The sequence below is a fragment of the Mangrovibacter phragmitis genome, assembly GCF_040429585.1.
GTDB lineage: Bacteria > Pseudomonadota > Gammaproteobacteria > Enterobacterales > Enterobacteriaceae > Mangrovibacter > Mangrovibacter phragmitis.
This window is the reverse complement of the sequence record NZ_CP134782.1, coordinates 3,621,065-3,646,740: the sequence shown is the minus strand read 5'-3', so window position 1 is coordinate 3,646,740 and position 25,676 is coordinate 3,621,065. Positions and strand designations below refer to the sequence as shown.

The following is a 25,676-nucleotide window of genomic DNA, read 5'->3' as shown; positions in this document are numbered from 1 at the left end:
CAGGATGGAACAATCAACCCCGCTTACAACATCATCACCGGCGCACAACAGCCACACACAATATGACCTGGACAAATACCAGGTCGTCCCGCGCCGCTATTATGGGCGAATTACTGCCTCGGTTGTGATTTTGCTCCTGGTGGCAATGCTGGTGAATGCTTTTGCCCACGGCAATATTGAATGGCGTTATGTCGGCCAGTTTTTTACTGCCACAGCCATTCTTCAGGGGGTGATGAACACTCTGATTATGTCGATTTTAGCCATGATGCTGGGCGTGGTTTTTGGTGTGGTGGCGGCAATTATGTATATGTCGCCCAACCCGGTGTTGCATTACATCGCAGTGGCCTATGCCTGGATTTTTCGGGGCACCCCACTGATTCTGCAATTACTGCTGTGGTTCAACCTCGCGCTGGTATTCCCGGTGATTTCTATTCCCGGCCTGTTCAGTGTGCAGACCGTACATGTCATGACACCATTCCTGGCTGCTTTGCTGGGGCTGAGTATCAACCAGGGCGCGTATACCTCTGAAGTGGTTCGCGCCGGGTTGTTGTCTGTGGATATTGGCCAGTATGAAGCGGCGAAATCCATTGGTATGCCGCGCCTGCAGGCTTTACGCCGCATTATTTTGCCTCAGGCGATGCGAGTTATTCTGCCGCCTATTGGTAATGAATTTATCAGCATGATCAAAACGACCAGTCTGGCGAGCATGATTCAGTATTCCGAATTGCTCTACAACACGCAAAACATCTACTTCGCTAACGCGCGTGTGATGGAGCTGCTGTTTGTGGCGGGGATTTGGTACCTGATGATTGTCACGGTGCTCTCTTTTGGCCAAAGCCAACTGGAGCGTTATTTCTCCCGCGGTCATCGCCGCCGCCAGTAACTGGAGTTCCTCATGAGAAACATTGTTCGCGCCATGAAGGTGAACAAATATTTTGACCAGTTCCACGCGCTGAAAGATGTCAGTCTGGAAGTGAATTACGGCGAGGTGATGTGCATTCTCGGGCCATCGGGCTCAGGGAAAAGTACCTTTCTGCGTTGTATTAACCAACTTGAAAAGGTGGACCGTGGTGGGATCTGGATAGATAACGAGTTGGCTGGTTATCGCATTGCAGGCGACAAGCTCTATCCACTCAATGACAAACAAATTGCCCGCCAGCGCCTGCATACCGGCATGGTCTTCCAGCGTTTTAACTTATTTCCCCATAAGACTGCGCTGGAGAATATCACTGAAGGCCCATGCAATGTGTTATTGCGCCCAAAACGCGAAGCAACTGAAGAGGCGATGGCATTACTGGAGCGGGTTGGTTTGGCAAACAAAGCACACGCCTACCCACAGTCGCTCTCTGGCGGGCAACAACAGCGCGTTGCCATAGCCCGGGCACTGGCAATGAAACCAAAACTGATGTTGTTTGATGAACCCACTTCGGCACTGGATCCCGAAATGGTGGGGGAAGTGTTGGCTGTCATGCGTCAACTGGCGCAGGAGGGCACAACAATGCTGGTGGTGACCCATGAAATGGGCTTTGCCCGCGAGGTTGCCAACCAGGTGGTGTTTATGGATGAAGGCCAGATTATTGAGCAGGGCGCACCAGAAGAGATTCTGCTCAACCCGCGTAACCCGCGAATGAAAAATTTCATTAATGCCATTCTCCTTTAATTAACCGGGGTAAACCATGAAAAACCTGTTTCTGAGCGTGATAGCAACTGCACTCGTTGTCCAGTCCTCCAGCAGCTGGGCGGCAACGGAATTGCCAGCATCCATCAAGGCAAAAGGCGAAATTACCGTGGCAATTATGCCGAACTACCCGCCAATGGATTTTAAAGACCCGGCCAGCAATCAGTTAACTGGTGTGGATTACGACCTGGGCGTAGCCATTGGCAAAGAGCTGGGTATCAAAGTGAACTGGCAGGAAATCGCTTTTGAGCAGATGGTCAATGCTGTGGTAACCAAACGCGTCGATATGGTGATGTCAGGGATGACAGATACCAAAGAACGCCAGAAAGTGGTCGATTTTATTGACTACTTCAAAACCGGCCCACAGTTTTACACGCTGACCGCCCGTCAGGATCTCCAGCATGATATTGATTTGTGTGGCAAACATGTTGGCACCAGCCGCCGCACTACATTCCCGCAGGAAATTGCTAACTGGAGCAAAGCTCATTGCGAAGCTGCGGGGAAACCGGCTGTTGTGGTTGTGGGTACTGAAGGTAGCGCTGATGCGCGCACGCAGTTACGCCAGCGTCGCCTGGATGCAGCCGTGCAGGGGAGCGAAACGCTGCCTTACATTATGAGCCTCGAAAAAGGAACCTTTAAGCCACTGGATAAAGCATTCGCTTTCCAGTACACCGGGATGGCGATTGGCAAGGACAACACTGCATTACGCGATGCCATTCAGGGCGCGCTGAATGACATGATAGCCAATGGTACCTACCAAAAAATCCTCACTAAATGGGGCTTATCAGATAACGGCGTAGCCAAAGCCACCGTCAACCAGGGCTGAATCAGGAGCAGATGATGCAATCACCGGGTGAATTGCGTTGGCCTGAGGGAAAACGCGGTTGTATGGCGCTGGCGTTTGATTTAGATGGCCCGACTGGCGATGCCATGCTTAATGGCAGTATCTGGTCTTCACCAGAGTACTTTACCTTTGGCTCTTATGGGCCATTTCGGGCACTCGGTCGTTTGCTCGATTTACTGCAAGACTTTCAGTTACCGGCCACTTTTTTTGTTCCGGCCTGGGTTGTTGAGCACTGGCCGGAACAATGCCGCGCCATAGTGGAACAAGGGCATGAAGTGGCATTTCATGGTTATCGGCACGAATCGTTTTTTGCCCTGAGCCCTGATGAACAGCATGCAGTGATGGCAAAATCCGCAGAAATTTTTCAACGCTATTTAGGTATTACCGCACGAGGGTTCCGTACCCCGTCGGGAGACTGGCAAGCCAGTACTCCTGAAGTGCTCAAGGCTGCAGGGGTTCTCTATTCGAGCAGTATGCGTGGCGATGACAGACCTTATTGCATTGAGGTTGCGGGTTTCCCGCCACTGGTGGAAATCCCCGGCAAGTGGGAAATGGATGACTATGCCTCACTGGCCTATACCCGTAACCCGGATTTTCCCAAAGGGGGAGACCGCACTGCCAGCTATGCACTGACGCTGGATAACTGGCAACGGGAATTTGATGGCGCCATGGATGAAGGATTATGCCTGACCACGTTGTTTCACCCCAAAATCTCCGGGCAGCCAGGCCGCATTTTGTTGCTGGAGAAATTCTTTGCCCATATGACTTCCCGTGGCGACGTGTGGTTTGCCCGTTGTGATGCTGTCGCAGCGTGGTATATGCAGGAGTGTCAACATGCCGGATAAAAACACAATGCTTACCGGGAGTACTTCGCCCTGGCCGCAGGGATACCGTTCTGCTGCGGTTATCACCATTGATTTTAATGATATCTACGGCATTTTGTCCCAGGCTCCTACTGTTGAAGGACGGGATAAAACATTGTCTGTCTGGCGCTATGGTACGTTACGCGGTGTTGACCGTTTACTGAATCTGCTGGCGAAAAAGCAGGTGAACACCACCTGGTGCCTGCCAGCTATTGTGGCGCAAGAACAGCCATTGCTGCTGGAGCGGATTTTGGCAGCAGGCCACGAAGTTGCCTGCGCAGGTGACCAGCACGAAGATTTTTCCGCTATGAGCCTGGAAGAACAGGTGGCTTGTGTCCGCCGCGCTACAGAGAAACTGACGGCGTTATGTGGCCGTGTCCCCCGGGGGTTTCGTACCCCCGCCGGGCAGTGGAAACCCGGGTTTGCCCAGGCACTGAGCGGCATGGGGTTTCAGTGGTCTTCCTGTTGGCGAGGCGACGACCTGCCTTATTTCCATCCGGGCACCTCTCTGGTTGAGTTACCGCTGCATTATGAACTGGAAGATGAACCCTATTTCGCGTTTAACCTCAGCCCGGCAGTACCACCAGGCCAGTCGCGTATCGCGTCATACCAGGAAACACTGGCGAATATGACCCAGGATTTTTACGGTTATCACCGGTTTGGTTTGTGTTACTTACTCCGTTTGCACCCGGAAATTATGGGTACGGCAGGCCGCATTTCATTACTGGAGGCGCTGATTGATACGCTGCAACAGCAACCTGTCTGGTTAACCACCGCGCAGTCTGTGGCCGAACACTGGCGTTCTTCTCAGCCCGCTAATACGCCAGACCACCCGGCGGAAGTATTCCAGCGGTTGTGGGAGCAACATCATGGCTGAATCCATGATTGATTATACGCACATGCTGGGGGAATTCATTGCCACTACAGGCTACAGGGATTTTCCTCCACACCTTGTTGAAAAAGCCAAACGCCATTTTTTAGATACCCTGGGCGCGATGCTTGCAGGCACCGACAGTGATATCTGGCATCAGTGTGCTGCCTTAGCCAGAGAAGAAGGCGGGCATGCACAGTCTCTCCTTGTGGGGCAGGCGTGGCGGGTAACACCGCGCCAGTCAGCCTGGCTGAATGGTGTCGCTGCGCATATGTATGAACTGGATGATACCGGTGGCTGTGATCACTCCGGAGCAGTGGTAATGCCTGCCATTCTCGCGGCATTACCACTGGTAGAGGAAGCCGTTGACGGGCAGCGTTTATTGACCGCGTTTATTATTGGTTATGATATTGGCCGTCGTGTGCTGGAAGCCTGTGGCGGTTACAACGCTCATAACGAAGCTGGCTGGCACTCGACAGCAACCTGCGGGGTATTTGGTGCTACCGCCGCAGTGTGCAGCCTGCTGCGGCTTTCTCCGGCTCAGTGTAGTGCTGCTCTGGGTATTGCGGGCAGTTTCAGTAGTGGCCTGTGGGCTTTCATTCATGATGGTTCGCAAACTAAAAAACTGCATGCTGGCCGGGCTGCCGAGAGTGGGCTGTTTGCCGCGCAACTGGCACAGAGAGGCATTCAGGGACCGGGTGCTATTTTCGCTGATAAATGGGGCGGTTTTTTGCAAACCATAGCGCCTCACAGCCAGCTACCTGAGGCACTGGTGGCATCGCTCGGGCAAGTCTGGAAACTGGCGCGTTGCTCAATCAAACCTTATGCCTCATGCCGGGGAACTCATTCAGCGGTTGATGCACTGAACCAGTTGTTGTCTGTGCAGCCTTTGGCTCGGGTGCAGCGCATACATGTCAGGCTTAACCCATTTTTAATGGAGATGTGCGGTGGCCGGTCAACTGGCAGCCTGGCGGCGGCACAAATGAGCCTGCCTTATGCGCTTGCTGCCCGTCTATGTTATGGCAGCGTCGGGCTGGAAAGCTACAGTGAAGAAAAGCGGCTTTCGCCACAAGTGAGCGATATGCTGGCGCGCATTACTCTGGAGGTTGATGCGCTTCAACAAGGTGATGAAGAACCGGTTGTTATTTTACATACCACCCGTGGCAGCGTGACACAGGTACAGGTACCAGTGCCTTCGGGTTCGCCAGGCAACCCGCTGAGTGATGGAGCGTTGTTGGCTAAATTTGACCAACTGGCACGCCAGGTGTTATCAGCAGCGTCTTGCCGGGCACTGGAGCATGTTTGCCTGCATCTGGATGAATACCCGGATGTCGCTGTACTGTGCGGATTGCTGGGCAGGGAAGATGAGTAAACCTGAGTGATGGTGCAGGCGTGATAGCGAAAAATAACATTATGAACCGCAATAAAAAGAAGGAAACTGACTTCCTTCTTTTGTAGCAAATGTAGCGAGTTCATTGTAGTGATGTGTTTACTTTGCTGGAGTAAACTCAGGCAATGCCGGGTTTCAGAATGCGAATGTGCATATCCAGCACATCATTCCTGGTTTTTTCCCCGAATGCTTTCATATGCGGCGTTTCCAGGTGCGCTTTGAGATGTGCAGCACTTTCCCACACTTCAACCACGACAATGGAATCTGGCGCTGTTGCCTGAAAATCCAGAGCGGTATTCTCATCCACCATTGGGGTGTAGCCATGGCAACCTTCTTCCTGAAGAACAACAGGTACCAGGGTTTTAAATTCATTCAGCACGGCCTGGCGATGATGAACGCCTGGACGTGTGCGAATTTCAGCAATCACTGTCAGCATAAATTCACTCCTTTTTAAATGTGTTAACAGTTAAGCAAAAATCGCCCGCAGATGCTCGCGATATTGTGCAATATAATGTGGCACATCCGGTTGCTTAATCACATCATTGGCGATATATGTCGGCAGGCTTTCCAGGCCAATAAACTGATTGGCTTTGTGGAACGGCAGGTAGACGCCATCAACACCTGCGCCGTGGAAGAACTGCTCTTTGTCCGTAAACGCTTCCAGTGGGGCGTTCCAGGTGAGTGACAGCATATATTTTTTGCCCTGCAACAGCCCCCCTGAGCCATATTTTTTGCTGGCATCTGAACGGGTACGGCCATCACTGGCGTACAGGCTGCCGTGGCCGGCAGTGAACACATCATCCATGTATTTTTTAACGGTCCAGGGCGCACCCATCCACCAACCGGGCATTTGCCAGATAATAGCGTCAGCGGCCAGGAAGCGGGCAACTTCATCTTCCACATTATAATCGCTGTCGGCTACGCTCACTGTTACCTGGTGACCCAGCTCACGTAATTGAGCTACAGCTTCTTCGGTCAGTGTATTATTCAGTTGACCGGCGGAGTGCCCAAAAGATTTGGCGCCATTAACAATCAGTATGTTACTCATGGTCTCTTTCCGATAAGTTAAGATGCGGAGGATTTTATCGTGATGTGTATCACGCCTGTAGTGGAAAGACAGGCAAAGACTTTTGCTCTGAGGGCAATAATGCGCTTCTTGTGACTCTCCACGCCAGATAGGGTACTATCGGCCACAATATTGCCATTCAACTTTGCATTGGCCAGTCAGTTTGAGGGTTAAAAATTAATGAGTGAGATTACTCATGACGGCGTAGAACGCCGTGCTCTGCATGAATTTACGGAAAGTGCGTATCTCAATTACTCCATGTACGTCATCATGGATCGCGCATTACCATTTATTGGCGATGGCCTGAAACCCGTTCAGCGGCGCATTGTGTACTCCATGTCTGAACTGGGGCTCAATGCAGCGGCGAAATTCAAAAAATCAGCACGTACCGTCGGGGATGTGCTGGGTAAATACCATCCCCATGGCGACAGTGCCTGCTACGAAGCAATGGTACTGATGGCGCAACCCTTCTCTTACCGCTATCCGCTGGTAGATGGGCAGGGGAACTGGGGGGCACCGGATGATCCGAAGTCCTTCGCAGCGATGCGTTATACCGAATCCCGCTTGTCGCGTTATGCTGAAGTGCTGCTCAGTGAACTGGGCCAGGGAACGGTTGATTATGTCCCTAACTTTGACGGGACGCTCAGCGAACCGAAGATGCTGCCAGCCCGTTTGCCAAATATTCTGTTAAACGGCACCACCGGGATTGCTGTTGGTATGGCGACAGATATTCCGCCTCATAACTTGCGTGAAGTGGCTCAGGCAGCAGTAACCCTGATTGAAAACCCCAAAACCTCGCTGGATACCTTGCTGGATATTATTCAGGGGCCGGATTACCCCACGGAAGCGGAAATTATTACTTCTCGTGAAGATATCCGTAGAATTTACCAGAACGGGCGTGGTTCTGTACGTATGCGTGCTGTCTGGAATAAAGAAGACGGTGCTGTGGTTATTACTGCACTGCCTTACCAGGTTTCCGGTGCGCGGGTGCTGGAACAAATCGCCAGCCAGATGCGGGCGAAAAAACTGCCGATGGTTGATGATCTGCGCGATGAATCCGACCACGAAAACCCAACTCGTCTGGTGATTGTACCGCGTTCTAATCGCGTGGATATGGAACAGGTGATGAACCACCTGTTTGCCACTACCGACCTTGAGAAAAGCTATCGCGTTAACCTGAACATGATTGGTTTGGATGGCCGCCCTGCGGTTAAAAACCTGCATGAAATTATCAGTGAGTGGTTAGTTTTCCGTCGTGACACAGTACGCCGCCGGTTGAGTTTCCGGCTGGAGAAAGTACTGAAACGGCTGCATATCCTCGAAGGTTTGTTGGTTGCGTTCCTCAACATTGATGAAGTTATTGAAATCATCCGCACTGAAGATGAACCGAAGCCCGCACTGATGTCGCGCTTTGGTATCTCAGATACTCAGGCGGAAGCAATTCTTGAACTGAAATTACGCCACCTTGCCCGCCTGGAAGAAGTGAAAATCCGTGGTGAGCAGAGTGATCTGGAAAAAGAACGCGATACACTGCAGGGCATTCTCGCTTCTGAGCGGAAAATGAATAACCTGCTAAAAAAAGAGTTGCAGGCAGATGCACAGGCTTATGGCGATGACCGCCGTTCTCCGTTACACGAACGTAGTGAAGCGAAGGCGATGAGCGACCATGAGATGATGCCGTCTGAACCCGTCACGATTGTGTTGTCGCAAATGGGTTGGGTTCGCAGTGCCAAGGGCCATGACATTGATGCCGCCGGGTTAAATTATAAAGCGGGCGACAGTTTTATGGCGGAGGCTAAAGGTAAGTCTAACCAGCCAGTGGTATTTATCGACTCAACCGGGCGTAGCTATGCGCTGGATCCTGTGAACCTGCCGTCTGCTCGTGGGCAAGGGGAGCCACTCACTGGTAAGCTGACGCTACCGCCGGGAGCGGTGGTTGAACAGGTTCTGATGGCACCGGATGAGCAAAAACTGTTGATGGCTTCCGATGCCGGTTACGGCTTTGTGTGTACCTTTAATGATCTGGTTGCCCGCAACCGTGCAGGCAAAGCAATGATTAGCCTGCCGGAAAATGCCCGGGTATTGCCGCCGTTATGGGTAAATCATGATGACGATATGTTACTGGCGATTACTGCCGCCGGGCGTATGCTGATGTTCCCGGTCCGTGATTTACCGCAACTCTCAAAAGGTAAAGGGAATAAAATTATCTCAATTCCTGCGGCGGAAGCCGTAAGCGGGAAAGATAAACTTGCCTGGTTGCGTGTTCTGCCGCCACAAAGCACAGTGACTATTCATGTTGGTAAGCGGAAACTGAAACTGCGTCCGGAAGAGTTACAGAAAGTCCATGCAGAGCGCGGGCGTCGGGGAACGGTGATGCGCGGTTTGCAGCGGATTGATAATATTGAAATAGACTCACCAGCCCGCGCTGACGATGACAGCGAGTCATAAACAGAACAGGGGAGTGGCGCTTCACTTCCCTGAATTCGTATGATTTTTTCACCTCACCATTGTTTGTGATGGCAAAGCGCCTGACAATGCATTCTCCAGTTATAATGGTTTGCTGGTCTGCAAATAGTGGTTGTTAATGTTATTCAGGGGACAGGATAAAAGGCGTTGAAACCTGCCTGAAACTGAAATTATACCAGGGCTCTGGTGAACATCGCCTGTGTCTTCAGAGGTTGCTATGCTTTTGATTATTCGTTTTATTATTGTTGTGCTCTACAGTATTTTGGTGTGTGTTTTCGGTTCAATATATTGTCTCTTCAGCCCCAGAAACCCACGCCACGTTGCTACGTTTGGTCATCTTTTTGCCCGCCTGTCTACCGTATTTGGGTTAAAGGTGGAAATCCGCAAACCGTCCGGTGCAGAAAACTTTGGTAATGCTATTTACATTGCCAACCACCAGAACAACTACGATATGGTAACAGCGTCGTATATTGTTCAGCCAACAACCGTAACAGTTGGCAAGAAAAGTTTATTGTGGATCCCTTTTTTTGGGCAGCTTTACTGGCTGACTGGCAATCTGCTGATAGACCGCAATAACCGGGCAAAAGCACATGGTACGATTGCCCAGGTCGTTCAGCAGATTCGCGAGCGTAATATCTCCATCTGGATGTTTCCAGAAGGGACACGAAGTCGTGGTCGTGGTTTGTTGCCTTTTAAAGCCGGGGCATTTCATGCAGCATTGGCTGCCGGAGTGCCTGTCATTCCCATCTGTGTTTCCAACACCAGCAATAAAATTAAACTCAATCGCTGGTGTAATGGGTTGGTGATAGTTGAAATGTTGCCACCTGTTGATACCAGCAACTTCGGTAAAGATCAGGTTCGTGAATTGTCTGCGTATTGCCGCCAGTTGATGGAAGAAAAAATTCGCGCACTGGATGCAGAAGTTGCTTTGCGCGAAGCGGGAAAAGTTACGTCCGAGAAAAACGTACAACGTTAGGCCTCTTTCCGGTCATTTTTAGGCGGGAAAGGTGTCCCGCCAAATTTCATTCAGTTTACATGGAGCAATTATGTCACTCAGCCGGCGTCAGTTTATTCAGGCATCTGGCATTGCACTGGGCGCTGGGGCGTTGCCGTTAAAAGCCAATGCGGCTACCCAGTTGCCTCTTCCTGTTCCGCCATTGCTGGAGTCCCGGCGCGGGCAACCTTTGTTTCTGACGCTGCAAAGCGCTCACTGGTCTTTTGCACCCGGAACGCGTGCTCAGGTATGGGGTTTTAACGGGCGCTACATGGGGCCCACCATTCGTGTATGGAATGGTGATGATGTTAAAATGATTTACAGCAACCGCTTAACGGAGAATGTCGCGATGACAATTTCCGGGTTGCAGGTTCCGGGGCCGCTAATGGGTGGTGCGGCACGCATGATGACACCCAACGCTGACTGGGCGCCAGTGCTGCCCATTCGCCAGCAGTCCGCCACATTGTGGTACCGCGCAAATACGCCAAACCGTTCCGCTGAGCAGGTTTACAAAGGGCTGGTGGGAATGTGGCTGGTGGAAGATGACATCAGTAAATCATTACCTGTCCCTAACCACTATGGGGTGGATGATTTCCCGGTCATCTTGCAGGACAAACGGCTGGATAACTTTGGCGCGCCAACCTACAGCGAACCTTCCGATGGCGGGTTTATTGGTGATACCTTGCTGGTCAATGGCGTACAGGGTCCTTATGTCGACGTCTCGCGAGGCTGGGTGCGCCTGCGTTTACTTAATGCGTCGAATGCCCGGCGTTACCTGTTACGTATGTCTGATGGCAGACCGCTGCACGTTATCTCCAGTGATCAGGGTTTTTTACCGGCACCCGTATCCGTTTCTCAGCTCTCTCTTGCCCCCGGTGAACGTCGCGAAGTGCTGGTGGATATGAGCAATGGTGATGCCGTCTCCATTACCTGCGGGGAATCTGCTGGCATAATGGAACGCATTCGTGGCTTTTTTGAACCATCCAGCATCCTGATTTCGACGCTGGTGTTGACGCTGCGGCCGACAGGCTTGTTGCCCCTGGTGACCACTCCACTTCCTGCCCGTCTTTTGCCAGAAGATATTATTGCCGGTAGCTCAACGCGCAGCCGTGATATTTCACTGGGTGATGATCCGGGTATTAATGGTCAGTTGTGGGACGTCAACCGCATAGATATTGAGACCTTGCAAGGGACCTGGGAGCGTTGGACTGTACACGCTAATACGCCCCAGGCTTTCCATATTGAAGGTGTCATGTTCCAGGTGCGTAATGTGAATGGCGCATCCCCCTTCCCGGAAGACCGGGGCTGGAAAGATACCGTCTGGGTTGACGGGCAGGTGGAATTGCTGGTGTATTTCGGCCAGCCGTCCTGGCCGCATTTCCCCTTCCTGTATTCCAGCCAGACACTGGAACTGGCCGACAGGGGCTCAATTGGGCAGCTATTAGTTCAACCTGCATCCTGATGATTATCCACCTGATATCACTGAGCATTCAGGGGTATCAGGTGACAGTTAAGTGAGCATAATTTGTTCAGCCCTCTTCTTTTCCGGCACTAACCCGGCGTATAATCGCGACCCTTTGATATCTTTTTACCTTTTTTCGGAAGCAATATGAGCCGTACCAGTCTGATTCAGCCCGAGCGCGACCTTTTTTCATGGCCCCAGTATTGGGCTGCCTGCTTTGGTCCTGCCCCTTTTCTGCCCATGTCCCGCGAGGAGATGGACCAATTAGGCTGGGATAGCTGCGATATTATTCTGGTTACCGGTGATGCCTATGTTGACCACCCGAGTTTCGGGATGGCGATTTGCGGCCGTATGCTGGAAGCGCAAGGGTTTCGTGTTGGGATTATTTCCCAGCCAGACTGGACCAGTAAAGACGCGTTTATGGCACTGGGCAAACCCAACCTGTTCTTCGGTGTGACCGCGGGCAATATGGACTCCATGATTAACCGCTACACAGCAGACCGGAAATTGCGCCACGACGACGCATACACACCGGATAACGTCGCAGGTAAACGCCCGGATCGTGCTACCCTGGTTTACACTCAGCGCTGCAAAGAAGCCTGGAGCGATGTGCCGGTTATCCTTGGCGGTATTGAAGCCAGCCTGCGCCGCACTGCGCATTATGATTACTGGTCTGATACCGTTCGCCGTTCCGTGTTGATTGATGCCAAAGCAGATATGCTGATGTTTGGCAATGGCGAGCGCCCACTGGTAGAAGTGGCACACCGCTTATCGCAGGGTGAGCCCATCAGTGAAATTAAAGATGTGCGCAATACTGCGATTATTGTTCGTGAAGCGCTGCCAGGTTGGGAAGGGGTGGACTCCACTCGCCTGGATACTCCTGGTAAGATAGACCCAATCCCGCATCCTTATGGCGAGGATTTGCCTTGTGCGGATAATAACAAAACCGTTGAAGTGGGCGCGGGGGCAAAAGCAGAAGCCATAGTGGTACAGCCGCCAAAACTAAAGCAAAAGCCCTGGGAAAAGACCTACATTCTGTTGCCATCCTATGAAAAAGTGAAAGGCGACAAAGTCTTGTATGCCCATGCATCACGGATCCTGCACCATGAAACCAACCCTGGTTGTGCACGGGCATTAATGCAAAAACAGGGTGACCGGTATATCTGGATAAATCCACCGGCCATTCCGCTTTCCACCGAAGAGATGGACAGCGTGTTCGCACTGCCTTATAAACGCGTACCGCATCCGTCATATGGCGACAGCCGTATCCCTGCGTATGAAATGATCCGTTTTTCGGTCAATATTATGCGTGGCTGCTTCGGTGGGTGTACTTTCTGTTCAATCACCGAACATGAAGGGCGCATTATCCAGAGCCGCTCAGAAGATTCAATCATCAATGAAATTGAAGCGATCCGCGATACTGTGCCGGGCTTTACTGGTGTGATTTCCGACCTGGGCGGGCCAACAGCCAATATGTACATGTTGCGCTGTAAATCCCCGCGTGCTGAGCAAACCTGCCGCCGCTTATCCTGTGTCTACCCGGATATCTGCCCGCACATGGATACCGATCACCAGCCGACGATTGACTTGTATCGCCGGGCTCGTGACCTGAGTGGTATTAAAAAGATCCTGATAGCTTCTGGTGTACGTTACGATCTGGCGGTTGAAGACCCGCGCTACATTAAAGAACTGGCAACCCACCATGTGGGCGGTTATTTGAAGATTGCGCCTGAACATACCGAAGAAGGTCCGTTATCGAAGATGATGAAGCCAGGTATGGGAAGCTATCATCGTTTCAAAGAGCTGTTTGACAGTTACTCAAAACAGGCTGGTAAAGAGCAGTACCTGATCCCTTACTTTATTTCTGCGCATCCAGGTACGCGAGATGAAGATATGGTTAATCTTGCATTGTGGTTGAAGAAACACCGTTTCCGCCTGGACCAGGTACAAAACTTCTACCCGTCGCCGCTGGCAAATGCCACCACGATGTATTACACCGGCAAAAATCCGTTGTCTAAAGTGAATTACAAGAGTGAAGATATTGTGGTGCCGCGTGGCGATAAGCAACGACGCCTGCATAAAGCTTTGCTGCGTTACCATGATCCGGCTAACTGGCCGTTGATTCGCTCTGCACTGGAAGCGATGGGGAAAAAGCACCTGATAGGCCCACGGCGTGAGTGCCTTGTGCCGTCACCAACGATGGAAGAAATGCGCGAAGCACGTCGCCAGAATCGTAAGAGCCAGACCGCACTGACACGCCATACACCAATGGCTCATCAACGCCGGTCTCCTCAGTCGGCAACGGGTCGCGCACCTCAGTCTGCAACTACAAGTACAGGTCGCACATCTCAGGCTGCACCTGGGCGCTCACCCCAGGCCGCGCAAAAGCGCCGTAAACCTCAGTCCAGACAAGGCTAAAGCAGGTTGGCTTAACAAATGAAACAACGCCCTTCGTAATGAAGGGCGTTTGTTTTTTGCGAGGCGCTTATATCGCCCTGCTTTGGCAAGATGCCAGTGGCAGCCTTATGCCCCAAACTTATCCGGGTCCGGGCCAATCCGCTTACCACAATCCAGTTTTGCCATCTCTGCCAGTTCTTCTTTTTCCAGGCGGAAATCCCAGACATTGAAGTTTTCAGCAATGCGCGATGGGGTTACCGATTTTGGTATCACAACCAGTCCGTTATCCAGGTGCCAGCGGATAATAATTTGCGCGGGCGATTTCCCGTATTTGTCTGCCAGATGACGAATAATCTTCTGCTCAAAAATACCTTCACCAGCCCGGGCCAGTGGGCTCCAGGATTCCGTTTGTATTTGGTGGGTGGCATTCCATGCATGCAATGCACGCTGCTGAAATAACGGGTGCAGTTCAATCTGATTAATCACCGGGTGAACGCCCGTTTCATCAATAATGTGCTGCAGGTGATCAATATTGAAGTTGCAGACACCAATACTCTTCACCAGCCCTTGCTGTTGAAGGTCAATCATACTTTTCCAGGCTTCAATGTAGTGGCCTTTCGCCGGGACTGGCCAGTGCATCAGCCACAGGTCGATATAATCAAGCTGTAGCTTTTCAAGACTTGCCTGAAGTGCCTGCGCAGGTTGCAGGTGGTCACTATTCCAGAGTTTGGTGGTGATAAATAAGTCTTCGCGGGGGACATGACTGTTTTTTAATGCCTGGCCAACGCCTTCTTCGTTGTGGTAGGCGGCTGCGGTATCTATGGCCCGGTAGCCCACATCCAGTGCACTACTTATGGCGGTCAGCACTTCTTCATTGCTGGCCTGCCAGACACCTAAGCCAAGTTGCGGCATCAGGTTTCCATCGTTCAGCTTTATTACACTTGCATTCGCCATTCTCTCCTCCTTTATTGAGCTGCCACCCGTAGCAGGTGGCAGCGAAGGGTCGAAATCAGGATTGGTGCAGACTGGTTAGCGAGCCGCCTCATAAATCCGGCGGCTTACGTCCAGGGTAATATCCTGATGCTCACCCAGGTTGGTCATGCCGTGTTCTTCCAGTTTAGACAATAAGGCCGGAATAGTGCTGCCATCCAGACCATAATCGGATAAATGTGTCGGAATCCCCATATTTTCAAAGAACTGGCGAGTGGCATTAATGGCCGCATCAATGCGGGCGTCTTCACTTCCTTCAGTGATATTCCATACACGTTCAGCATACTGCAGCAGTTTTTCACGCTTCTGCTCGCGTTTTTCATTCAGCAAAGCGGGCAGAACAATGGCCAGCGTTTGACCGTGATCCAGGCCGTGCATTGCTGTGAGCTCGTGTCCCAGCATGTGTGTTGCCCAGTCTTGCGGTACACCTGCACCAATCAGGCCATTGAGCGCCATGGTGGCAGCCCACATGATATTCGCACGGACATCATAGTTCTCAGGCTCTTTCAACGCGACAGGGCCTTCTTCTTTCAGTGTCAGTAACAGGCCTTCTGCAAAACGATCCTGAACTTTCGCGTTAACCGGATAAGTGATGTATTGCTCAACAGTATGAACGAATGCATCAACTACACCATTTGCCACCTGGCGGGCTGGTAACGTGTAGGTATAAACTGGATCGAGAACAGCAAACAGAGGCTGAACATGAGGCGACATAAATGCGCGTTTGTCACCCGTTGAACGGCGAGACACCACGGCGCCACTGTTGGATTCGGATCCGGTTGCTGGCAGTGTCAGCACGGAGCCGAGCGGCAGAGCGTCTTTGATATTGCCGCCCCAGGTTTCCAGTATTTCCCAGGGATCCACGCCATCCTTATATTTTGCCGCTGCGGCAATAAACTTCGTACCATCCAGCACGGAACCGCCACCCACAGCCAGTAAGAATGTGATGTTTTCTTGCTTAACCACTTCTACGGCTTTCATGAGGGTTTCATATGCCGGGTTCGGTTCAATGCCACCAAAAGTTTGAACATTTAAACCATCCAGCGCAGTGAGCACCTGGTCAAGCACGCCAGTCTTTTTCACGCTACCACCACCATAGGTGATAAGAATGCGGGCATCTGCCGGAATATTTTCGCGCAGTGAAGACAGCGCACCTTTACCAAATAAAATGCGGGTAGGGGTATGTAAATCGAAATTGTTCATGGGGTGTACCCTTCAATAATTAGTTATGCCCTGTGGGGCGTTGGCGGTTATTGTCTGATTCTGCGCCCGATTGCTCAATGCTCATTTCTGCAATTGATTTGCCTATTTCTACAAAACAATGGAGAAAGAATTCATTTTGAGTACACTACCTCTTGTCCGAATACTCTCTGCCTGGTAAGTAAAAATGAGCCGTGAAGAAATTTGTTTAACCTTAAAAAATAAGGTTAATCATCTGATAAACATAAAAAATACTTCGAATTTTTTTGATGGTGAAATTAGCCTGCTCTATGGGGAGTCTCCGTATCCCCGCACGCCGGTAATGTACGAACCAGGTGTTGTTTTTCTCTTTTCGGGCCACAAAACGGGTTATCTGAATGATCGTGTTTTTCGCTATGATGTAAACGAATATTTATTGCTGACTGTGCCACTGCCTTTTGAATGTGAAACCACAGCAACACCAGAAGAACCGCTTGCCGGGCTACGTATCAACATTAATATTATGCAGTTACAGGCTTTGCTTATGGATATTGGTGAAGAACCGGAATTCCAGCCGCATCCGGTTTCCAGTGGTATTCATTCCGCACCTTTATCAGAACCGATTTTGTGTGCCGTGGAACGGTTGCTGGATGTACTGGAAAAACCGCTGGATGCGCGCATCCTGGGTAAAGCCATCATTCGGGAAATTCTCTACCATTTACTTACCGGGCCAGTGGGGGGAGCATTGCTGGCCCTGGTCAGCCGCCATACCCATTTTAGCCTGATCAGCCGGGCATTGCGGCGCATTGAAACTCAGTATCGTGATAACCTGACTGTCGACCAGTTGGCGATGGAGGCGAACATGAGCGTATCAGCGTTTCACCATAATTTTAAATCCGTCACCAGCACCTCACCGTTGCAGTACCTGAAAACCTACCGGTTACACAAAGCGCGTTTATTGATGCTGCATGACGGGATGAAAGCAGGAGCAGCGGCCATTCAGGTGGGTTACGAAAGCCCTTCTCAGTTCAGCCGGGAATTTAAACGTTACTTCGGGCTGACGCCCGGGGAAGATATTCTGAGAATGCGGGCGACACAAACGGGCACCCGCAATCTGCTGAACACCACTGCCCGCCAGTAGAATTCTGGCCGTAGCCTAGTTAACCGGGCGGTTATTGTTTGTCGCAACGCCGCCCATCGGCTTTTTTTTAACGGCAACAATGATGGCGCCCAGTAACCCGGCAACCAGCAGAACAACCGGTAAAATCATTAAACCAGTCATGACCTGGTCTTCATGGCGCTTTACAAACGGAATCATACTCAGCGCATAACCCAGACCAGTAACTGTACCTACCCACAACACAGCACTCAGCCAGTTATAAAACTGGAACCGACGGTTAGACAGCCCGGACAACCCGGCAATGACGGGCAAAATGGTACGCACAAACGCTAAAAAACGCCCCACTAACAGTGCCAGCAGTCCGTGACGGTCAAATAAGCAGGTGGCACGCTGGTGATATTGTGAAGGCAGTTGATGTAACCAGCCTTTGACGATGCGGGTATTGCCCAGCCAGCGGCCCTGCAGGTAGCTCAGCCAGCAACCAAGGCTGGCGGCGGCGGTGAGCAACAATAATGTAGAAGTAAAATCCATTACTCCCCGGCCAATCATTGCGCCAGCGAGTAACAGCAGGCTGTCCCCGGGAAGAAAGGCTGCAGGCAACAAACCATTCTCAAGGAACAGTGTCGCGAACATGATGCAATACACGATACCGATAACATGTGGATTAGTCAGAGCCACAAAATCATGATGCCAAAGTGCAGCGATGATATTTTCGATAACAACCATGAAACATCCCGTGGAACAGCTTAAATTATAGTAATTGTACCTGACGGATACAGTTTAACACCTTGATCCGGCGCTCAACATGGCACATCCCATACTCATGTATGACAACTTTTTGCAGACTTAAACCAAACTGAGTTAACCAATGCGCTCCAGCCCGGCAGCGAGGTCGTCAATCAGGTCAGACACATTCTCAAGACCGATATGCACGCGTACCAGGGTGCCAGTAAAGTCTACCTCACTCTCCGGCCTGATGGCGGCAATTTCTTCAGGTTGATTCGCTAAAATGAGTGACTCAAACCCGCCCCAGGAGTAGGCCATGCTGAAATGGCTGAAGTTGTCCAGAAAATGGGCAAACTCAGCTTCACTAAGGCGTTTTTTCAAAATAAAAGAGAACAACCCGCTACAACCGGTAAAATCGCGCTTCCAAAATTCATGGCCTTTACTGCCGGGTAAAGCCGGGTGGTTAACGCGCTCAACAGCCGGGTGCTGCTGCAACCAGGTGGCAACAGCAATGCTGCTTTCCTGATGTTGTTTCAGGCGCACACCCAGGGTACGTAAGCCGCGACTGGTCATATACGCGGTATCTGCATCCACCATTTGCCCCATCAGGTAAGCATTTTCACGCAACTGTTCCCAGCAACGGGCGTTGGAAACTGCTGTGCCAACCATCGCATCGGAATGGCCAATCAAATATTTTGTGCCAGCCTGAATTGAGATATCGACACCAAAATCCAGAGCTTTAAACAGCACACCCGCAGACCAGGTATTGTCCATCATGATGATGGCATTGGGGGCTTTCTCTCGCACTGCTTTGACGATAGCCGGGACATCATGAACTTCCATCGTGATGGAACCCGGCGATTCCAGAAAAACAATACGCGTTTCCGGGCGGACCAGTTTGGCAATATCTGCGCCAGCAAGTGGGTCAAACCAGGAGGTGGTAACGCCTAACCGTGAGAGGATTTTGGTGCACAAATCCTGGGTCGGTTCATATGCTGTGCGGGTTACCAGAATATGATCACCTTGTTCAACAAAGGCCAGAATGGTATTAGCAACGGCGGCAGCTCCGCAGGGGAACAGCGCGCAACCAGCGCCACCTTCCAGCTCACACATAGCTTCCTGTAAGGAGAAATGTGTGAGGGTGCCGCGTCGGCCATAAAATAACTCACCTGTTGCCCTGCCTGCTGTGGCCTGCTTTTTGGCACTGACGGACTCAAATACCAGCGAAGATGCCCGCTGGATAACACTGTTCACAGAGCCCTGGGTATAGCGCTTGTTACGGCCAGCAGTAATCAGCGCGGTTTCAAGATGTTTCTCTGACATTGCCTGTCCCTTTATACGTCTGGATGTCTAAATAAGTTAACACGCTTCTGGCGGAACCGGCACAGGGAAATGACCTTCATAAGAAAAAGTGCGATAAATAGCAGTCAATTGCTGTCCTGGCGCAAAGAAACAGAGTGTGAGCCAGATCATTATGTAAATAGTAATGAGAACGACTATCAATTCGACACTATTTTGATATGATACCGACAATATTCGTTTTTTTCATGTTGGTCCTGGAGATTGACTGTGGCAGAAAATTTGATGCAGGCGGATTTGTCCGTCTGGGGTATGTATCATCATGCCGATATTGTGGTGAAACTGGTCATGATTGGCCTGTTGTTCGCCTCCGTGGTCACATGGGCGCTGTTCTTTCGCAAATTTACTGAACTGCTTGCCTGGAAACGCCGCCTTAATGGTGAGTATTCCGCACTCTCAAGTGCCCGCTCTTTAGATGAAGCCAGCGAAACTGCGGCAGGTTTTCACACCAGCAGTTTGAGTGCTCAGTTAATTAATGAAGCACAAGACGAGTTGGTCCTTTCAGAAGGGAGTACTGATAACGAAGGCATCAAATCGCGTACCAGTTTCCGTCTGGAGCGCCGTGTTGCGGCAACCGGGCGTTATCTGGGGCGCGGTAATGGCTTTTTGGCGACTATTGGTGCAATTTCACCGTTCGTTGGGCTGTTTGGTACAGTCTGGGGCATCATGAACAGCTTTATTGGTATTGCGCAGTCGCAAACAACGAACCTGGCCGTTGTGGCTCCAGGCATCGCTGAAGCGTTGCTGGCAACCGCAGTTGGCCTTATCGCTGCGATTCCAGCCGTGGTGATTTATAATGTTTTCGCCCGCATGATTGGCGCTTATAAAGCATCACTGGGTGATGTGGCCGCACAAGTGTTGTTACTGCAAAGCCGCGATCTGGATTTGGCTGCGAGCTGTGAAACACGTAATATCCAGCCAGCTCAGAAACTGCGTGCAGGTTGATGCCTTATGGCTATGCATTTTAATGAGAACTCAGACGACAGCGCCGAGATGCACGATATCAATGTCACACCTTTTATTGATGTGATGCTGGTTTTGCTGATTATCTTTATGGTGGCTGCACCACTGGCGACAGTTGACGTAAAAGTGAACTTACCGGGGTCATCCAGCGAGCCGCAACCCAGGCCGGAAAAACCTTTGTATCTGTCAGTCAAAGCAGACAAAACATTGTTTATCGGCGATGAACCTGTGACTGAGCAGAACATGGTGGATGTCCTGAACACCATGACAGAAGGGAAGAAAGACACCACTATCTTTTTCCGTGCGGATAAAACGGTGGATTATGAAACCCTGATGCATGTGATGGATATGCTGCAACAGGCCGGGTATCTCAAAATTGGCCTGGTAGCGCAAGAAAGTAACCCTGCGGCCGGGGCAGCAGCAGGCCCAACGGGTGCCTCACCACAACCCGCGCAATCATCACAGCCGTCAGGTGCGGCAGCGAAGTAATTGACATCGGAGTGACTGTTTGATGACCTGTTGGTTCATCGCGCAGGTTCTCTGCCAGTCAGTTTGATGAAAATAGCCGGTTTTTATCTGTTCCCGGTAAGAAAGCTGGCTTGCTCTGCTTCTTACCGGTATCGGGGCGTGGCATTGGCCACGCTTTTTTTATGTGTGAAAGAACGTGCCAGAAAACTGAGAGGGAATAAGGCTAGCTTTCGAGTGCTGAAGACGTTTTAAACTGGCCGTCAACCAGTTTGCGGGACACTTCCAGTGTTTGTGCTTCATGAGTACGAAACTGCTGGTAATGTGCCTCAATACGCGCCATGACTTTTTCTTTTAGCTCCGGGTTGTTAGCCAGTAACTGGCACAACACGCTGCCATAAACTTCTTCTTTCACCTGGAATGCGTACAGCGCTTTACGGTTTTGCCACTTCAACTCAACCAGAGCCGCCGGAATGCTGGAGACTTTACGGGTATAACGGTCTACCACCTCGTTTTTATAAAGCCGCAGTGACTGTAAATTTCTACTTAAGATAAATTGGTGCTTATTTTCAGTATTTAAAGTGAAATTTTTATTAATTGATTGAGCCTGTTCAGACATAGGGCTAATCCTCAAACCGGTAAAACAAAGGTGATTTAACTTCGCTGGTAATTAAATTAAGCCAAATTTTTTCACCCTGCTCATTTGTTTCTACGGTCTTTTGTGTGATTAGCTCAGAAAGAGCTTCCTGGGTAATTTCATTTTCTGCGACTAATTCTTTTAGTACCCGGGCAAAGGTTTCTATTTTAGCAACGCGAAATAATCGCTCTTTGAAATAGCGGTCGTGTTCTTCCAGAAGGGCGTTCTTCGGCAGGCCAATACGCCCCGGTTGAGAGACGCTGCTGAGAATTTCAACCTCGAGTTCCTGAAGCTTTTCAGTAACTAAAGTGAAATCAGATGGAGTGTCAGAACTTTCTTGCGGTGATTCCGGAACTATATAGTGATACCGCCCGGGCACCAGGTTATCTGGCAGCATAACTAATAAGCCTTTTATATCAAAAAGATAAAATTATTCAGGGCGAGTGTAACGTTGACAATAACATGTTGTAAAATTAAAATCAAAAAAAAGGAGTGTAAATGTGAGCCTCACTATTTATCTCGTCTTTATATTATTAATACTACTGGGTGGGGTGCTTGTTTTAATGCGCGATAATAAAAAGAGCGCAAAACAGGAACAGCAACAGCCTTTATATTCACAACCCTCATTAACACCAGAGCAAGGGGAGGATCAGTTTGCCCGTTTGATCAACCACATTACCCCACCCTGGTACTGGCGGGTGAATAACGAGTACATTGATTTTGTCCGCATAACAGTTAAGCAAATGGGCATTGATAAAATCACGTCGACACCTGGGTTGTTTGATGCCCAGCGGCGTTGCAGCGACCTCAACTCAGCGGTGTACAAATACTATGACAATCTGAAAAAGCGCTGTATGAATGGGGAAGTGATTGGCTACTCAGATATTGAAGTGCTGAATCTGCGCCAGTGTTTCTATGAGTTCAGCCTGAGTGCTTATCCGGAACTGGTTGCGATTGTGTGGCCTGCTTACCAGCGCCCTGTGGTTTCGCTTGGGGATGTATAACGGTTATGCAGAAGGAAACCCGGCCAGGCGAAGAATTAGCGCCTGCCGGGTAAGTATCACATCAGCCCCAGCAATTTTGGTATGAACAGCGAAATTTCAGGGATATAGGTTATCATCATGAGTGAAATAAACAGGGCGGCATAGAAGGGCAGCAACGGTTTAATCAGGTTCTGGATCTTCACGCCAGAGATGGAACACCCGACAAACAGCGCACTCCCTACAGGTGGTGTCAGCAGACCAATACACAGGTTGGCTACCATCATTATTCCGAAATGTACCGGATCCATTCCCAGTGTCTGCGCAATCGGCAGGAAAATAGGGGTGAAAATCAGTACTGCGGGCGTCATATCCATGAAGATACCTACCACCAGCAACACTACGTTAATCATCAGCAGAATAACGAGCGGGTTATCAGAGATACCCATCATGGCATCACTAATCATGTAGGGGATATCGGCGTTGGTCATAGCCCACGACATGCCCACTGAGCAGCCAATCAGCAACAACACGATGGATGTGGTGACAACAGACTCCAGAATAAGCCCGGGCAAATCACGCCATTTTACTTCCCGGTAAACCAGCACTGAAAGGATAAAGGTATACACCACAGCGATGGCGGAAGCCTCGGTGGCGGTAAACACCCCACCTAAAATCCCACCCATAACGATAAACACTAATAACAGGCTGGGCAGTGCATCCAGAAGCGCTTTCAGCGCCTGGCGAGCTGTTGGGCGTGGCGACAATGGATAGTTGCGTTTACGTGCCAAAAACCAACAAACCAGCATGATGGAAAAACCCATCAGAATGCCCGGCAGGTAACCCGCCATAAACAGCGATGCCACAGAAACGCCGCCAGCTGTCAGTGAAAAGACAATCAGCACGTTTGATGGCGGTATCAATAACCCGGTAATACAGGAAGAAACGTTAATGGCTGTTGAAAACTCGGGGGCATACCCTTCTTTTTTCTGAATAGGATCCAGAGTGCCACCTACTGCGGCGGCAGCTGCAACAGCTGAACCTGAGATGGAACCAAACATCATGTTAGCCAGTACGTTGACATGGCCCAGAGAACCCGGCACCCGGCCAACCATCACTTGCGCCAGGTTGATTAACCTGATGGCTATTCCACCACTGTTCATCAGGATCCCCGCAAAAATAAAAAACGGGATGGCGAGTAGTGCGAAGTTATCCAGACCATTAGCCAGGCGCTGGGTGACGGTGATAATGGCGATATCCCACGGGAACATCAGCGCCATGGATGTGACAGTCGCTATCCCGATTGAAAACGAGATAGGCACGCCGATAAAAACCAGAATAAAGAAACTACCAAACAGGGCGAGAGCAATATAACTTTCCATTACGGGGCAACCTCATCCGGATGGCGTAAGCGGTGAATATCATGGGCAATAAACCATAAGGAATAGAACATCATGACGGCGCCACTTAACGGCAGAACAAAATAGACATAACCCACAGGAATTTGCATGGCTGCAGACACTTGCGCAGTGGCAAGGGTTTTTTCAATCAGCTTCAGGCCGCCGGAAATAATCACGCCACCCGCAAACAGAAAAATAAACAGGTTAATTAAGATGTTGAGAACCTGTTTCTTCCGCTCACTCAGGCTGAGCGCCAGAATATCAATTGATAAATGGCGTTGTGCCCCTACGGTATAGGCGGCGCCCAGTAAGCCTACCCATATCATCAAAAAGCGTGCCAGCTCATCTGTCATGGTACTGGGCTGTCCTAGCACATAACGGCTGAATACCTGCCAGACGACGCAGACAACAAGGGCTACCATTACCAGGATAGAAAAGGTCGCAATAATCCGGTCAACCACCCATTTAATACGGTCGAAGATCATTTTTGTTTTCCTGATTAAAAAAGGCGGGCTTCAAGCCCGCCAGAGGTCCGTCACTGTGGCGCGGCGGCTTCAAACTTGGCAAGCAAGGCTGCTTGTTTAGGATCTTTGGCAAAATCGTCGTAAAGCGGTTTAACAGCAGCACGGAACGGCGCTTTATCCACTTTTACAAAAGTGGCTCCCATTGAAATGGCTTTCTCGCGTGACTCTTTGTCCACTTCATCCCACAGTTTCTGTTCATAAACTTCAGAATCGGTAGCAGCTTTAGCCAGAATCTGCTGTTGTTCTGGTGTCAGCTTGTTCCATGTTTTGGTCGACATCACCAGAAAATCAGGAATGGAGGTGTGTTCATCTTCAGAGAACACTTTGGCAATTTCGATATGACGTGTTTGTACCCAGGATGGCACATTGTTTTCAGCACCATCCACCACGCCTTGCTGCATGGCTGTATACACTTCACCGAAAGAAATAGGGGTAGGTGAACCGCCCATTAACTCAATCATTTTCAGTGTGGTTGGGCTCGCCTGGACACGAATTTTCATGCCTTTCAGGTCTTCAGGTTTAGTAATGGGTTTTTTCGCGTAGAAACTACGGGTTCCGGCAACATAGGCTGCCATGGTGAAGAAGCCTTTATCCTTGGTGGAGTTCATGATTTCTTTGCCCACTTCACCGTAGACGACATTGTTAAAGTGCTGCTGGTTTTTGAACAGATAAGGCAGGTTGTAGATGGCGTATACGTTGTCGAATGACTCCAGATCGCTGGCTGAACCTTTTGTCATATCCAGCGCACCATTTTGCAGTAACTCCATGGTTTCTCTGGCGCTGCCCATTTGGCTACTGGGGTAAATACGGATTTGCATATTGCCGTGGGAAAGCTCTTTGACTTCTTTCGCCATCTGTTCAAAGGCTTTGTGAACCACATGGCTGCGCTCAAGGTTATGAGCCAGTTTAAGCGTAACTTTTTCTGCAGCACTGGCATTGCCGGCGCAGAGGGTCAAAATTGCTGCGCCCAGCAGGCTACGGGAAAAAGAGGTCAGTTTCATAACACATTCTCCGAAGGATAATTAAGGCGTAACGCTTGTGTAATAAAATGTAATTATTGGTTTTGATGTATGACATCTTATCTTACTTGTCGGATAGCATTTGTTAGTTTGGTTCACATTTTTCCGGATGAAAGTCCTGGATGACTATTTCTGTGAATGAGATCACCTGAATTAACTTCATCAGGTTATTCAGTTTTCAGCCTGTCGCGCGGTGCAATAGTTACTGATGACACTTATCAGTCCGCAATATTTTCCTGCTTTATTCATGTCATAGTGTGTTTTAATTGGTTACTTAAAAGTG

General features: G+C 50.3%; 24 protein-coding genes and 1 pseudogene. 14 read left to right on the top strand and 11 right to left on the bottom strand.

The window, feature by feature from the left end:
• The first annotated feature begins 4 nt into the window (after positions 1-4).
• The 6 genes from MPHASIOC01_RS17605 to MPHASIOC01_RS17580 are packed head-to-tail and all read left to right on the top strand — an operon-like array spanning position 5 to position 5,628.
• Positions 5-883: an amino acid ABC transporter permease gene (locus MPHASIOC01_RS17605; RefSeq protein ID WP_064600401.1), complete on the top strand. Its 879-nt coding sequence runs from the start codon at positions 5-7 to the stop codon at positions 881-883.
• A 12-nt stretch (positions 884-895) separates the two neighbouring features.
• The gene (locus tag MPHASIOC01_RS17600; protein WP_064600399.1) at positions 896-1,660 is read left to right on the top strand and encodes an amino acid ABC transporter ATP-binding protein; all 765 of its coding nucleotides are present in this window, start codon (positions 896-898) and stop codon (positions 1,658-1,660) included.
• Positions 1,661-1,676: 16 nt separating this feature from the next.
• Positions 1,677-2,504 carry an ABC transporter substrate-binding protein gene (locus tag MPHASIOC01_RS17595; protein WP_064600398.1) on the top strand — a complete coding sequence of 276 codons (828 nt, stop codon included), beginning with the start codon at positions 1,677-1,679 and terminating at the stop codon, positions 2,502-2,504.
• A 14-nt stretch (positions 2,505-2,518) separates the two neighbouring features.
• Entirely contained in the window at positions 2,519-3,367 is an 849-nt protein-coding gene (locus MPHASIOC01_RS17590; protein ID WP_064600397.1) for a polysaccharide deacetylase, read from the top strand.
• The gene (locus MPHASIOC01_RS17585; RefSeq protein ID WP_353612991.1) at positions 3,357-4,262 is read left to right on the top strand and encodes a polysaccharide deacetylase; all 906 of its coding nucleotides are present in this window, start codon (positions 3,357-3,359) and stop codon (positions 4,260-4,262) included. Before MPHASIOC01_RS17590 ends, MPHASIOC01_RS17585 begins: the two co-directional genes overlap by 11 nt.
• Entirely contained in the window at positions 4,255-5,628 is a 1,374-nt protein-coding gene (locus MPHASIOC01_RS17580; protein ID WP_353612990.1) for an MmgE/PrpD family protein, read from the top strand. The genes MPHASIOC01_RS17585 and MPHASIOC01_RS17580 overlap by 8 nt, the downstream gene beginning before the upstream one ends.
• Positions 5,629-5,764: 136 nt before the next feature.
• Here the strand turns inward: MPHASIOC01_RS17580 and MPHASIOC01_RS17575 are convergent, their stop codons facing one another.
• Together MPHASIOC01_RS17575 and MPHASIOC01_RS17570 are read right to left on the bottom strand one after the other, a co-directional pair.
• The gene (locus tag MPHASIOC01_RS17575) at positions 5,765-6,082 is read right to left on the bottom strand and encodes a putative quinol monooxygenase (protein ID WP_064600396.1); all 318 of its coding nucleotides are present in this window, start codon (positions 6,080-6,082) and stop codon (positions 5,765-5,767) included.
• A gap of 30 nt (positions 6,083-6,112) precedes the next feature.
• Positions 6,113-6,694 carry an NAD(P)H-dependent oxidoreductase gene (locus MPHASIOC01_RS17570; protein ID WP_064600391.1) on the bottom strand — a complete coding sequence of 194 codons (582 nt, stop codon included), beginning with the start codon at positions 6,692-6,694 and terminating at the stop codon, positions 6,113-6,115.
• Positions 6,695-6,892: 198 nt separating this feature from the next.
• Here MPHASIOC01_RS17570 and parC point away from each other — a divergent pair, with 198 nt between their 5' ends.
• The 4 genes from parC (at position 6,893) to MPHASIOC01_RS17550 (ending at position 14,052) form a co-directional block, all read left to right on the top strand.
• On the top strand, positions 6,893-9,160 hold the full coding sequence (gene parC, locus MPHASIOC01_RS17565; protein ID WP_353612989.1) for a DNA topoisomerase IV subunit A: 2,268 nt from the start codon (positions 6,893-6,895) through the stop codon (positions 9,158-9,160).
• 235 nt (positions 9,161-9,395) lie between these two features.
• A complete protein-coding gene (locus MPHASIOC01_RS17560) occupies positions 9,396-10,154 on the top strand; it encodes a 1-acylglycerol-3-phosphate O-acyltransferase (RefSeq protein ID WP_353612988.1) in 759 nt (252 codons plus the stop codon).
• Positions 10,155-10,224: 70 nt separating this feature from the next.
• A complete protein-coding gene (ftsP, locus tag MPHASIOC01_RS17555; RefSeq protein WP_064600386.1) occupies positions 10,225-11,634 on the top strand; it encodes a cell division protein FtsP in 1,410 nt (469 codons plus the stop codon).
• Between the two features lie 147 nt (positions 11,635-11,781).
• Positions 11,782-14,052: a YgiQ family radical SAM protein gene (locus MPHASIOC01_RS17550; protein WP_353612987.1), complete on the top strand. Its 2,271-nt coding sequence runs from the start codon at positions 11,782-11,784 to the stop codon at positions 14,050-14,052.
• Positions 14,053-14,157: 105 nt separating this feature from the next.
• On the opposite strand, the gene dkgA is transcribed toward MPHASIOC01_RS17550, so the two are convergent.
• Positions 14,158-14,985 (bottom strand): 2,5-didehydrogluconate reductase DkgA, encoded by an 828-nt coding sequence (dkgA, locus tag MPHASIOC01_RS17545; RefSeq protein WP_064600383.1) that lies wholly within the window; start codon positions 14,983-14,985, stop codon positions 14,158-14,160.
• 75 nt (positions 14,986-15,060) lie between these two features.
• The gene (gene yqhD / locus MPHASIOC01_RS17540; RefSeq protein ID WP_353612986.1) at positions 15,061-16,224 is read right to left on the bottom strand and encodes an alcohol dehydrogenase; all 1,164 of its coding nucleotides are present in this window, start codon (positions 16,222-16,224) and stop codon (positions 15,061-15,063) included.
• A 184-nt stretch (positions 16,225-16,408) separates the two neighbouring features.
• Here yqhD and MPHASIOC01_RS17535 point away from each other — a divergent pair, with 184 nt between their 5' ends.
• A complete protein-coding gene (locus MPHASIOC01_RS17535; RefSeq protein WP_353612985.1) occupies positions 16,409-17,341 on the top strand; it encodes an AraC family transcriptional regulator in 933 nt (310 codons plus the stop codon).
• Positions 17,342-17,356: 15 nt separating this feature from the next.
• Here MPHASIOC01_RS17535 and MPHASIOC01_RS17530 read toward each other — a convergent pair whose 3' ends face one another.
• Together MPHASIOC01_RS17530 and metC are read right to left on the bottom strand one after the other, a co-directional pair.
• Complete coding sequence (locus MPHASIOC01_RS17530; RefSeq protein WP_353612984.1) at positions 17,357-18,046, bottom strand: DedA family protein; 690 nt, start codon at positions 18,044-18,046, stop codon at positions 17,357-17,359.
• A gap of 135 nt (positions 18,047-18,181) precedes the next feature.
• On the bottom strand, positions 18,182-19,369 hold the full coding sequence (metC, locus tag MPHASIOC01_RS17525) for a cystathionine beta-lyase (protein ID WP_064600377.1): 1,188 nt from the start codon (positions 19,367-19,369) through the stop codon (positions 18,182-18,184).
• Positions 19,370-19,615: 246 nt separating this feature from the next.
• On the opposite strand from metC, the gene exbB reads away from it, so the two are divergent.
• Together exbB and exbD are read left to right on the top strand one after the other, a co-directional pair.
• Complete coding sequence (gene exbB / locus MPHASIOC01_RS17520; protein ID WP_156519105.1) at positions 19,616-20,350, top strand: tol-pal system-associated acyl-CoA thioesterase; 735 nt, start codon at positions 19,616-19,618, stop codon at positions 20,348-20,350.
• 6 nt (positions 20,351-20,356) lie between these two features.
• Positions 20,357-20,776 (top strand): annotated as a pseudogene (exbD, locus tag MPHASIOC01_RS17515) (TonB system transport protein ExbD); the annotation flags it as partial.
• 283 nt (positions 20,777-21,059) lie between these two features.
• Here exbD and MPHASIOC01_RS17510 read toward each other — a convergent pair.
• Complete coding sequence (locus MPHASIOC01_RS17510; RefSeq protein WP_064600375.1) at positions 21,060-21,452, bottom strand: hypothetical protein; 393 nt, start codon at positions 21,450-21,452, stop codon at positions 21,060-21,062.
• A 4-nt stretch (positions 21,453-21,456) separates the two neighbouring features.
• Entirely contained in the window at positions 21,457-21,867 is a 411-nt protein-coding gene (locus MPHASIOC01_RS17505) for a hypothetical protein (protein ID WP_064600373.1), read from the bottom strand.
• Positions 21,868-21,970: 103 nt separating this feature from the next.
• Here MPHASIOC01_RS17505 and MPHASIOC01_RS17500 point away from each other — a divergent pair, with 103 nt between their 5' ends.
• A complete protein-coding gene (locus MPHASIOC01_RS17500; protein ID WP_064600371.1) occupies positions 21,971-22,474 on the top strand; it encodes an ESA_00282 family adhesion-associated protein in 504 nt (167 codons plus the stop codon).
• Positions 22,475-22,530: 56 nt separating this feature from the next.
• Here MPHASIOC01_RS17500 and MPHASIOC01_RS17495 read toward each other — a convergent pair whose 3' ends face one another.
• From MPHASIOC01_RS17495 to MPHASIOC01_RS17485, 3 genes are read right to left on the bottom strand one after another with little or no spacing between them, the layout of a single operon-like run.
• Positions 22,531-23,832, bottom strand: coding sequence for a TRAP transporter large permease (locus MPHASIOC01_RS17495; RefSeq protein ID WP_064600370.1), 1,302 nt, complete (start codon positions 23,830-23,832; stop codon positions 22,531-22,533).
• Positions 23,832-24,335, bottom strand: a complete 504-nt coding sequence (locus tag MPHASIOC01_RS17490) for a TRAP transporter small permease (RefSeq protein WP_064600368.1) — start codon at positions 24,333-24,335, stop codon at positions 23,832-23,834. The genes MPHASIOC01_RS17495 and MPHASIOC01_RS17490 overlap by 1 nt, the downstream gene beginning before the upstream one ends.
• Positions 24,336-24,385: 50 nt before the next feature.
• Positions 24,386-25,375 (bottom strand): TRAP transporter substrate-binding protein, encoded by a 990-nt coding sequence (locus MPHASIOC01_RS17485; protein ID WP_064600366.1) that lies wholly within the window; start codon positions 25,373-25,375, stop codon positions 24,386-24,388.
• Between the last annotated feature and the right edge of the window lie 301 nt (positions 25,376-25,676).